The 11,254-nt window shown below is 60.6% G+C and carries 8 protein-coding genes and 1 tRNA gene; 7 read left to right on the forward strand and 2 right to left on the reverse strand.

What is annotated here, in order from left to right; all coding sequences use genetic code 11:
* Positions 1 to 53 precede the first annotated feature (53 nt).
* The 7 genes from fdnG (at position 54) to ACM6IV_RS03575 (ending at position 9,111) form a co-directional block, all read left to right on the forward strand.
* On the forward strand, positions 54 to 3,119 hold the full coding sequence (gene fdnG, locus ACM6IV_RS03545) for a formate dehydrogenase-N subunit alpha (RefSeq protein WP_414868749.1): 3,066 nt from the start codon (positions 54 to 56) through the stop codon (positions 3,117 to 3,119).
* Positions 3,120 to 4,055: a formate dehydrogenase subunit beta gene (fdxH, locus tag ACM6IV_RS03550; RefSeq protein WP_414868750.1), complete on the forward strand. Its 936-nt coding sequence runs from the start codon at positions 3,120 to 3,122 to the stop codon at positions 4,053 to 4,055.
* Positions 4,052 to 4,717 carry a formate dehydrogenase subunit gamma gene (locus ACM6IV_RS03555; RefSeq protein WP_414868751.1) on the forward strand — a complete coding sequence of 222 codons (666 nt, stop codon included), beginning with the start codon at positions 4,052 to 4,054 and terminating at the stop codon, positions 4,715 to 4,717. The genes fdxH and ACM6IV_RS03555 overlap by 4 nt, the downstream gene beginning before the upstream one ends.
* Positions 4,718 to 4,720: 3 nt before the next feature.
* Positions 4,721 to 5,647 carry a formate dehydrogenase accessory protein FdhE gene (fdhE, locus tag ACM6IV_RS03560; RefSeq protein WP_414868752.1) on the forward strand — a complete coding sequence of 309 codons (927 nt, stop codon included), beginning with the start codon at positions 4,721 to 4,723 and terminating at the stop codon, positions 5,645 to 5,647.
* 45 nt (positions 5,648 to 5,692) lie between these two features.
* Positions 5,693 to 7,096, forward strand: coding sequence for an L-seryl-tRNA(Sec) selenium transferase (selA, locus tag ACM6IV_RS03565; protein ID WP_414868756.1), 1,404 nt, complete (start codon positions 5,693 to 5,695; stop codon positions 7,094 to 7,096).
* Positions 7,093 to 9,009, forward strand: a complete 1,917-nt coding sequence (selB, locus tag ACM6IV_RS03570) for a selenocysteine-specific translation elongation factor (RefSeq protein ID WP_414868753.1) — start codon at positions 7,093 to 7,095, stop codon at positions 9,007 to 9,009. The genes selA and selB overlap by 4 nt, the downstream gene beginning before the upstream one ends.
* A 6-nt stretch (positions 9,010 to 9,015) precedes the next feature.
* Positions 9,016 to 9,111 (forward strand) — tRNA-Sec (locus ACM6IV_RS03575).
* Between the two features lie 234 nt (positions 9,112 to 9,345).
* On the opposite strand, the gene ACM6IV_RS03580 is transcribed toward ACM6IV_RS03575, so the two are convergent.
* Together ACM6IV_RS03580 and ACM6IV_RS03585 are read right to left on the reverse strand one after the other, a co-directional pair.
* Positions 9,346 to 9,705 (reverse strand): DUF6124 family protein, encoded by a 360-nt coding sequence (locus ACM6IV_RS03580; protein ID WP_414868754.1) that lies wholly within the window; start codon positions 9,703 to 9,705, stop codon positions 9,346 to 9,348.
* Positions 9,706 to 10,362: 657 nt separating this feature from the next.
* Positions 10,363 to 11,254 (reverse strand): Ig-like domain-containing protein (locus ACM6IV_RS03585; protein WP_414868755.1); only part of this gene is annotated, 892 nt, incomplete at its 5' end.

Raw genomic sequence — 11,254 nt, forward strand, 5'->3', positions numbered from 1 at the left:
GTCCAGTTAAAACCCGGCACCAGTACCGGGTTCCACCTGATCAGGAGTGCACGATGGATCTCAGCCGTCGTCAATTCTTCAAGGTCGCCGGTATCGGCCTTGCAGGCTCTAGCCTGGGCGCGTTGGGCATGGCCCCGACGCCAGCCTTCGCCGAGCAGGTGCGCCACTTCAAGCTCGCCCACACCCATGAAACCCGCAACACCTGTCCGTATTGTTCGGTCGGCTGTGGGTTGATCATGTACAGCCAGGGCGATGATGCGAAGAATGTCGCGCAAAGCATCATTCACATTGAGGGCGACGCTGACCACCCGGTCAACCGCGGCACCCTCTGCCCGAAAGGCGCAGGCCTGCTCGACTTCATTCACAGCCCGGGCCGTTTGCTCTACCCGCAAACGCGCAAGCCCGGCAGCAGCGAATGGACGAGGATCAGTTGGGACGAGGCGCTCGACCGCATCGTCGACCTGATGAAAGCCGACCGCGACGCCAATTTCATCGAGAAAAATGCCAACGGGCAAACGGTGAATCGCTGGCTGACCACCGGTTTCCTCGCGGCATCGGCGGCGTCCAACGAAGCCGGTTACATCACCCAGAAGGTGATTCGCAGTCTCGGCATGCTGGGGTTCGACAACCAGGCGCGTGTCTGACACGGCCCGACGGTGGCAAGTCTTGCCCCGACGTACGGCCGTGGTGCCATGACCAATACCTGGACCGATATCGCCAACGCGAATCTGATCCTGGTGATGGGTGGCAACGCAGCAGAAGCGCATCCGTGCGGCTTCAAATGGGTGACCGAGGCCAAGGCGCACAACGCCGCGCGGCTGATCGTTGTCGATCCGCGTTTTACCCGGACCGCTTCGGTGGCCGACTATTACGCGCCAATTCGCACCGGCACCGACATCGCCTTTATGGGCGGGCTGATCAATTACCTGCTGACCGAGGACAAGATCCAGCACGAATACGTGCGTAATTACACCGACGTGTCGTTCATCGTCAAAGCCGGTTATGGCTTCGAAGACGGCATCTTCAGCGGTTACGACGTCGCCAAGCGCAGCTACACCGACAAATCCGGCTGGGGTTACGAGCTGGGCGAGGACGGCTTCGCCAAAGTCGACCCGACCCTGCAGGATCCGCGCTGCGTCTATCAACTGATGAAGCAGCATTACAGCCGCTACACCATCGACCTTGCCAGCCAGATCTGCGGCATGCCGGTCGACGCCATGCAGAAGATCTGGGAAGAGATCGCCACCTGCTCGATTCCGGGCAAGACCATGACGATTCTCTACGCTCTCGGCTGGACCCAGCACTCGATCGGCGCGCAGATCATCCGCAGCGCGGCGATGGTGCAACTGCTGTTGGGCAACGTCGGCATGCCCGGTGGCGGCGTCAATGCCTTGCGCGGTCACTCGAACATTCAGGGCCTGACCGACCTTGGCTTGCTCTCCAATGCGCTGCCGGGCTACCTGACGCTGGGTACCGACGCCGAGCAGGACTACGGTCAGTTCATCCATAAACGCACGCAGGTTCCGCTTAGACCGGGGCAGCTTTCCTACTGGCAGAACTACAGCAAATTCCACGTCAGCCTGATGAAGTCGTGGTACGGCGCCAACGCCACCGCCGAGAACAATTGGTGCTACGACCATTTGCCGAAACTCGACATCCCCAACTATGACGTGCTGAAGATGTTCGACCTGATGAGCCAGGGCAAGGTCAACGGCTACTTCTGCCAGGGCTTCAATCCGATCGCCGCGCTGCCGGACAAGAACCGCGTGATGGGCGCGTTGGCCAAGCTGAAATGGCTGGTGGTGATGGACCCGCTGGCCACCGAAACCTCGGAGTTCTGGCAAAACGTCGGGCCGTACAACGACGTGAAAAGCGCCGAGATCCAGACCGAAGTCATTCGCCTGCCGACCACCTGTTTTGCCGAAGAGGACGGTTCACTGGTCAACAGCAGCCGCTGGTTGCAATGGCATTGGAAAGGCGCCGACGGCCCGGGCGAAGCGCAGACCGACATTCGCATCATGGCCGAACTGTTTCTGCGCCTGCGCAAGCGCTATCAGGCCGAGGGCGGCAAATTCCCCGATCCGCTGCTGAAACTGACGTGGCCGTACAAGATCCCCGACGAGCCTTCGCCGGAAGAACTGGCCAAGGAAATCAACGGCAGTGCCGTGGCCGATTTCACCGATGCCACCGGCGTCGCGGTCAAGGCCGGCGCGCAACTGGCCGGGTTTGGCTTGCTCAAGGATGACGGCAGCACCGCGTCCGGTTGCTGGATCTTCGCCGGCAGCTGGACCGAGGCGGGCAATCAGATGGCCCGGCGCGACAACGCCGACCCGTTCGGCATGCATCAGCATCAAGGCTGGGCATGGGCCTGGCCGGCCAACCGGCGGATTCTCTACAACCGCGCTTCGGCGGACGTCGCCGGCAAACCGTGGGATCCGAAAAAACGCCTGGTGTGGTGGAACGGCAAGGCCTGGGGCGGCACCGATGTGCCGGACTACAAGGCCGACGTGCCGCCTGAAGCCGGGATGAACCCGTTCATCATGAACCCCGAGGGCGTGGCGCGGTTCTTCGCCGTCGACAAGATGAACGAAGGGCCATTCCCTGAGCACTACGAGCCGTTCGAAACGCCGATCGGCATCAACCCGCTGCACCCGCAAAACAAGCAAGCCACCAGCAATCCGGCGGCGCGGATCTTCGACTCGGTCTGGGAAACCCTCGGTGAGGCCAAGGACTTCCCGTACGCCGGCACCAGTTACCGGCTCACCGAGCATTTCCACTTCTGGAGCAAGCACTGCAAGTTGAACGCGATTGCCCAACCGGAGCAGTTTGTGGAAATCGGCGAAGTGTTGGCGAAAGAGAAGGGCATTGCCGCCGGTGATCGGGTGCGTGTCAGTTGCAAACGCGGGTTTATCGAAGCGGTGGCGGTGGTGACGAAAAGGATCCGGCCGCTGCAGGTCAACGGCCAGGTCGTGCATCAGATCGGTATCCCGCTGCATTGGGGGTTCACCGGCCTGACGCGTCACGGTTACTTGACCAACACCCTGGTGCCGTTCCTCGGCGATGGCAATACCCAGACCCCGGAATCCAAGTCATTCCTGGTCAACGTGGAGAAACTGTAAATGGCCAGCCAAGACATCATTGCCCGCTCGGCCACCACGACTGTGCCGCCGTCGGTGAGGAATCAGGAGGCGGTGGCCAAGCTGATCGACACCACCAAATGCATCGGCTGCAAGGCCTGTCAGGTCGCCTGCTCGGAATGGAACGAACTGCGCGATGAGGTCGGCCACAACCACGGCACCTACGATAACCCGCAGGATTTGACCGCTGAAACCTGGACGTTGATGCGTTTCACCGAGCATGAAACCGACGCCGGCAACCTCGAATGGCTGATCCGCAAGGACGGCTGCATGCACTGCGCCGAACCCGGTTGTCTGGCGGCGTGCCCGAGTCCCGGGGCAATCATCAAGCATGCCAATGGCATCGTCGATTTCGATCAGGATCACTGCATCGGTTGCGGTTATTGCATCACCGGTTGCCCGTTCAACATTCCGCGCATTTCGCAGAAGGATCACAAGGCCTACAAATGCACCTTGTGTTCCGATCGCGTGGCAGTCGGGCTGGAACCGGCCTGCGTGAAAACCTGCCCGACCGGCGCCATCGTTTTCGGCACCAAGGAAGACATGAAGGAACATGCCGCCGAGCGCATCGTCGACCTGAAAAGCCGTGGCTTTGAAAACGCTGGTCTGTATGACCCGGCCGGTGTTGGCGGCACGCATGTGATGTACGTGTTGCACCACGCGGATACGCCGACGATCTACGCCAACCTGCCGCAGGATCCGGCAATCAGCCCGTTGGTGGGCCTGTGGAAGGGCATCAGCAAACCTTTGGGCCTGTTGGCCATGGGCGCGGCAGTGCTGGCCGGGTTCTTCCATTACGTGCGCATCGGCCCGAATCGCGTCGAAGAGGACGAACATCCGACGCCGCCCGATACCTCGGTGCACGTCGTTGATCCGGCGGTGCACACCTTCGATCCACGCGGGGAGGACCGGACATGAGCAACAAGACGATCCTGCGTTACAGCGCCAACCAGCGCACCAATCACTGGTTGGTGGCGATCCTGTTTTTCATGGCCGGGCTGTCCGGGCTGGCGTTGTTTCATCCGTCGCTGTTCTGGTTGACCCACCTGTTCGGCGGCGGGCCGTGGACGCGGATTCTGCACCCGTACATGGGCATCGCCATGTTCGTGTTGTTCCTTGGTCTGGTGTTCAGCTTCTGGCGCAGCAATTTCTTCATCGCCAATGACCGGCGGTGGCTGCGGCGCATCAATCGGGTGATGGTCAACGACGAGGAAAGCGTGCCGCCGGTAGGCAAATATAACGCCGGGCAGAAACTGCTGTTCTGGACTTTACTGCTGTGCATGCTCGGTTTGCTGTTCACCGGGCTGGTGATCTGGCGTGCGTGGTTCAGTGCGTATTTCGGCATCACCGTGATCCGCTGGGCGATGCTGTTGCATGCGCTGGCCGGGTTCATTCTGGTGCTGAGCATCATCATTCATATCTACGCCGGGCTGTGGATCAAGGGCTCGGTGGACGCGATGATGCATGGCTGGGTGAGCCGCGCCTGGGCGAGGAAACACCATGAACTCTGGTATCGCGAGGTAACCCGCGATGAGCGTCATCCCGACGTGCCGGAGCGACCGATCACCAAAAAGGGCTGACGTTTGCCAACCATTCTTGAACCTGGGGAAATCGAAGCGGCGGCCTGTTCGCCGCCGTTTCTGCATCTGCCGCCTTCGAATCTGTTTGCACTGCGGGCCTCTCGACTGGAGCAACTGGCCGAGGGGCATGCGCTGTCTGAATATTTGCGGCTGATTGCCGGGTTGTGCCGGGTGCAGCAGCAGGTGTTTGACGATCCGCCGCTGACGGCGCCGTTCGATCAGCAGCGGATTGAAGCCTGTCAGCAGCATGGTTTGCCGCCATTTGCCGCCGACACCTTGGTGCGCGAAGACGCATGGCAGGGGTATCTCGATGCCTTGTTGAAACGCTATGCGCCCGTTGAACAGCCTGCCGTTGTCGACGCAGTGGACACGATGCGCGCCGCCAGTTCCGGCCAGTTGCGCGCGTGGGCCGTGGCGTTGGTCAGTGGCCAGTATTCGCTGGTGCCGGCGCAACTGGTGCCGTTTCTCGGCGCCGCGCTGCAAGTGGCGTGGAGTCACTGGCTGCTCAGCGCGGCAAATCTGCAACTCAAACCCGGCGACAGCCTCAGCCAATGCCCGGCCTGCGGTTCACCGGCCATGGCCGGGGTCATTCGCCATCGCGGCAAGCACAACGGTTTGCGTTATCTGGTGTGTTCGCTGTGTGCCTGCGAATGGCACGTGGTGCGAGTCAAGTGCGTGTATTGCGAGTCGAGCAAGGGCCTTGATTATCTGAGCCTTGAGGACGATCGCCATGCCGCCAATCAGGCGCCGTTGCGGGCTGAAGTCTGTCCGGGTTGTAACAGCTATCTGAAACTGGTGTATCTGGAGAACGATGCCGATGCCGAGGCATTGTCGGCGGATCTCAGCAGTTTGCTGCTCGATATGCGTCTGGCCCAGGACGGTTATCAACGGCTGGCACCGAATCTGTTGCTGGCACCGGGAGACGAATGACAGCAGGGTCTACACTCTGGCCGAACGATCTGTTTCCAGGAGTGGCTGATGTCCCTGCGGTTACCTTCCATTGATGGTTTGTTGCGTCACCCAGCGAGTGCGCCGTTACTTGAGCGTCACGGACGTGAGTCTCTGCTGGCCAGTCTGCGTCAATTGCTGGATGAACTGCGTTCGGACGTGTTGAACGGGCAATTGTCGGCCGCCGAAATCAGCCCCGAAGTGCTCGCCGGCCGCGTCAGTGAACGGCTGGCCCAGCAACAACGCAGCCACGTGCGCCGGGTGTTCAACCTGACCGGTACGGTGCTGCACACCAACCTCGGTCGCGCTCTGTTGCCGGACGAAGCCATCGACGCGGTGCAAATGGCCGCGCGTTATCCGCTCAATCTGGAATTCGATCTGGCCAGCGGCAAGCGCGGCGATCGCGATGATTTGATCGAAGGCCTGATCCGCGAACTGACCGGCGCCGAAGCCGTCACTGTGGTCAACAACAATGCCGCCGCCGTGCTGCTGACGCTCAACAGTCTGGGGGCGCGCAAGGAAGGCATCATTTCCCGTGGCGAGCTGATCGAAATCGGCGGCGCCTTCCGCATTCCCGACATCATGGCCCGCGCCGGTGTGCGTCTGCATGAAGTCGGCACGACCAATCGCACCCATGCCCGCGACTACGAAGCGGCGATCAGCCCGCGCAGCGGTTTGATCATGCGCGTGCATGCGAGCAACTACAGCATCGAAGGTTTTACCGCCCGCGTGCCGACCGCTGAACTGGCCGCGTTGGCCCATCAGCATGGCTTGCCGTTGCTGGAAGATCTGGGCAGCGGCAGTCTGTTGGACCTGACCCGCTGGGGTTTGCCGGCCGAACCGACGGTGCGTCAGGCGCTGCTGGATGGCGCGGATATTGTCACGTTCAGCGGCGACAAATTACTCGGTGGCCCGCAGGCGGGGTTGATCGTCGGCCGTAAAGAGCTGATCGCGAAGATCAAGAAGAACCCGTTGAAACGTGCGCTGCGCGTGGACAAGTTGACCTTGGCGGCGTTGGAGGCGGTGCTGGGTTTGTATCGCGATCCGGATCGCCTCGCTGAACGTCTGCCGAGCCTGCGCCTGTTGACCCGCCCGCAAGCCGATATTTTTGCCCAGGCTTCACGCTTGCAACCGGCGTTTGCTGAAGTATTGGGCGAGGTTTGGCAGGTCAGCGCAGTCGAGGCCCTGGGCATGATCGGCAGCGGCAGCCAACCGGTCGCGCGTTTGCCGAGTGCAGCATTGTGTTGCCGCCCGCAAGTGTCGAAGCGTTTGCGCGGGCGCTGCCTGTTGAATCTGGAAGCGGCGTTGCGTGCGTTGCCGATTCCGGTGCTCGGGCGCATTGGCGACGATGCGCTGTGGCTGGATCTGCGTCAGCTCGACGATGAGCCGGCGTGGCTCGGGCAATTGCCGCACCTGCAGGTCGATCCGTGATCGTCGGCACCGCGGGGCACATCGACCACGGCAAGACCTCGCTGTTGCAGGCGCTGACCGGGCAAACCGGCGACCGCCGCCCGCAGGAACGTGAACGCGGGATGACCATCGACCTGGGTTATCTCTACGCCGAACTTGAACCCGGCGCCGGGTTGACCGGGTTTATCGATGTGCCCGGCCACGAGAAATTCACCCACAACATGCTTGCCGGCGCGCAGGGCATCGACTTGGTGTTGCTGGTGGTTGCCGCAGACGACGGCGTGATGCCGCAGACCCGCGAGCATCTGGCGATTGTCGAATTGCTTGGCATTCCCCGCGCGCTGGTGGCGATCAGCAAATGCGACCGGGCCGGAGCGGGCAGGGTGGAAGAGGTTCAGCGGCAGGTGCTGGATCTGCTTGAGGCCGGGCCGTTTGCCGAAGCGCCGATCGTGCTTGTGTCGAGCGTGACCGGGCAGGGCGTTGATGAACTGCGCGAGACGTTAGTGCAGACGCAACGTGAAGTATTGGCGCGCAGTCGCGAAGGTGGTTTTCGCCTGGCCATCGACCGCGCCTTCAGCGTCGCCGGCGCGGGGATCGTCGTGACCGGGACGGCGTTGTCGGGCGCGGTGGCCGTCGGCGACAAACTCAGCCTCGGACCTTCCGCGAAAACCGTGCGAGTGCGCGGCCTGCACGCACAGAATCAAGCCGCCGAACAGGCCTTCGCCGGGCAGCGAGTGGCGTTGAACCTGAGCGGTGAACGCCTCGAACTGGCGCAGATCCATCGCGGCCAGTGGCTGCTGAGCGAATGGCTGCACGCCCCGACGCAACGGGTCGACATCGACTTTCATTTATTGCCCGGCGAACGCACCTTTGAACACTTTCACCCGGTGCACGTGCACCTCGGCACACAGGACGTCATCGCCCGGGTAGCCTTGCTCGAAGGCCCACGCTTGAGTCCCGGCGAGCGCATGTTCGCGCAATTGCTGATCAATGCGCCGGTGCACGCGGTGAAGGGTGATCGGCTGATCCTGCGCGACCCGAGCGCGCAACGTACCTTGGGTGGCGGCCAGGTCCTCGACCCGTTCGCCCCGACGCGACAACGTCGTAGTCCGGAACGCCTGGCGCAGCTGCGCGCGTTGGTCTCGGCCGACGAGTTCGAACAGGTCTTGCCTGTGCTGCTCAACTACAGCGCTGGCGGCCTCGACCCGCTGCGCCTGGAGCGTCAGTTCAATCGCCCGCGCTCGACTTGGGCGTTGGCGGCCAACGTGCGGATGATCGACACCCGGCAAGGCCCGGTCCTGTTCAACGTGCAGCGCTGGGCGCAATTGAAGTTCACCCTGCTGGAGCAACTCGCACACTTTCATGAACTGGAACCCGACCAGATGGGCCCGGATCGCGATCGCCTGCGCCGCTTCAGTGGTCTGGCGCTGGAGCGTTCGACGTTTGTCAGTCTGCTGGATGAGTTGCTGGCGGCCGGATCGATTCAGGCGAGCGGGCCATGGCTGCACCTGCCGGATCATCAGGTGCGATTGAATGCCGAGGACGAAAGCCTGTGGCAGCAGGTGCAGCCGCTGTTTGAAAACGCAGGATTCGATCCGCCGTGGGTGCGTGACGTGGCCAAAGTGCTGGGGCAGGACGACGCCGTCGTGCGCCTGCTACTGCGCAAACTGGCGCGGCTCGGTCTGATGCATCAAGTGGTGCGCGATCTGTTTTTGAGTGATGTTCAATTGCGCCAAATGGCCGACGTGCTGCTCAAACTCGCCAGGGAAAATCCGCAGATCCAGGTGACAAGCTTCCGCGATGCGCTAGGCTTGGGACGCAAACGCTGTATTCAGTACCTCGAATATTTCGACCGCGTCGGCCTGACCCGACGCCTCGGCGAATCCCGCCAGATCCGCCCCGACAACGCGCTGGCCCACGCCGACGCACCATGAGTTCAAGGAAGGCAATCGCGCCCGGTGGCGCGGCCGGGCTTCAAACCCGGTTGGGGACGGCATCCGTTCCCGGGCAGGTTCGACTCCGGCTGCCTTCCGCCAGTTGCTGTTCAGCACGACCGCGAGCCAGTGTGGAAGCGAGCCTGCTCGCGAAGACGTTTTTTCAGTCGACATCTCACTGACTGACCCACCGCCTTCGCGAGCAGGCTCGCTCCCACACATCTGGCGCTGTAAACGCAGCCGTGTGACCGACAGAAATCCCCTGTGGGAGCGGGCTTGCCCGCGAAGGCGTCAGCAGCCACACCGCCTCATTCAAGGCTTGTCATGAGATCCTCGTTACTGCGGCAATTCCAGGCTATCCATCACCCGATTCACCGCCAGTTCCCCAAGCATGATCAGCTGCGCGATCCCCAACAGCGTCCTGCGTTGCGACGCGGGTACAAGATGAGCGAAGTCATGGGCGATGGTTCTGGCTGAAGCGAGTGTTTCGCTGGCATCGGCCAGCAGTTCCTCGTTTTTGAAGTCTGCGGTGACGGCGTACATTCGACGGGTTTTGCGGGGCGGAGGGGTGGCGCCGGGTGGGCAGAGGTAGTGATCGAGGGCGCGGTCGGCGGCTTCGTGGAGTTTTTTTGAATCGAGGGATTCGTAGGGGGAGGTGGGGTCGGTTTCGGGTGGGTTGGGTGTTGGTTTGATCATCGGTGAAGCCTCTAGAGTAGTGAAGCTGCCACCGTTCGCTGCTAACGAAGAAGGTGGCGGCTATACGCGGGTTAGCAGACCAGGACTCTAGAACCCGGCGCACCGAAGTGCCCCACGCAAAGCCGCCATAACGGCAACGGACATTGTGCGTCTAGAGAAAATCCGGGCTGCTAAACCCGATCACTGAACAATCAGCGACCGATCCACAATAGAACCCGCCCTCAAAGCGCACAAGCCGGCGGATTCTGGCGTAGCTGTAGGCAATGGCGCAAGGATTTGTAGCCCTGCTACCGTATCTGCAGGTGTCCTTTAAACTCATCGTTTAAAAAACAAAAGATCGCAGCTATCGGCAACTCCAGGAGACGTAAATCCCTGTAGGAGCTGCCGATGGCTGCGGTCTTTTAGTATTTCAAGACTGATTAAATAAATCCGTGCCAAAATTAGTCACGGTAACTTCTACACAGTTATCTGTGTTGCCGAAGGCTGCGACCTTTTAGTCTAAAAAACGGAAACCGTGGTCTGGCCCCGTTTAATCTCTGTTTAAATAAATCCGTCTCTAAATGGGTCGTAAAAGCGAGCCTTAAAAGACCTCCAGTGAAGGAGGTCTTTGAGATGGACTTATGTTTTCCGTACTAACTCACTGGACCCTTGTATTTGCTAAGGACGAGTTTTCTTGGTGACTAGGGTATGTATCTTGTAGATAGCCCCCATGTCTGTTTCTTTTGTGCTCCATCCATCCGGTTTTTGCATCACCATCAATGTAGTCAGGGGGTACCCTGGCGGCGGGCCACCAGCATGCCAGTGCAAACGATCTGTTTTTTGAATCTGTTGGGGGAATATGGAATTGAGGTAGGGAACATCTTGTGGGGATGTTGGCGTTGCTCCTATAGATTGGGCCCATTGAACTGCCTGAGTGGGATACATGGTGATGGGATTTTCAATCAACCAGGTGATGTTGCTAATCGTTACTTTGACGGAGGCTGTCCGGTTGTCGGCGTCAGTAACCGTTATTGTTGTTTCGCCATTCCCGGTCCCAGTGATTCTGCCGGCCGAATTCACCACCGCGATTTGATCATTGCCGGAGGTGAAGGTGTAAGGTGGGGTACCGCTCGTAGGGTACCAGTCCTTGAATGTGTCGGAGGGAGGCGGGTCGATTCGGACTAATTTATCTATCAGTCCGCCTGTGGCGAGGTAATTGTGGCCGGTTATCTGGATAGGTGTCGTATCGATAATCAACGCTTGCACAACCCTTAGCGCCCATGGAGCGGACGGTTGCCCCGAACCATCCCGTCTTTTTACTGTAAAACTGTAGTCCGCCGGAGTCAGGTTGGTGAGCTGTTTGTTCCAGATGCCTGTCGATGGATCGGCGGTGGCAGGGCCCCTGCTCTCGGTGTGGTTGAAAATCTCCAATTCCTCGCCCGGGTTGGCGGTGCCGCTCAATGTGATGGTGGTATCGGATGTGAGTCCATTGTTCGGAATGTCTACCCCTGCGGAGTCCTTCACCGAATCAATGGCAGGCGCCACCGCATTGGAAAGGGTGAGGGTTCTA

Source organism: Pseudomonas sp. IT-347P (assembly GCF_949768005.1).
Taxonomy (GTDB): Bacteria; Pseudomonadota; Gammaproteobacteria; order Pseudomonadales; family Pseudomonadaceae; genus Aquipseudomonas.

Excerpts from the sequence above, each read along its gene's own strand:
- ACM6IV_RS03555 (WP_414868751.1), top strand. The coding sequence starts at position 4,052 with ATGAGCAACAAGACGATCCTGCGTTACAGCGCCAACCAGCGCACCAAT.
- ACM6IV_RS03580 (WP_414868754.1), bottom strand. The coding sequence starts at position 9,705 with ATGATCAAACCAACACCCAACCCACCCGAAACCGACCCCACCTCCCCC.
- fdxH (WP_414868750.1), top strand. The coding sequence starts at position 3,120 with ATGGCCAGCCAAGACATCATTGCCCGCTCGGCCACCACGACTGTGCCG.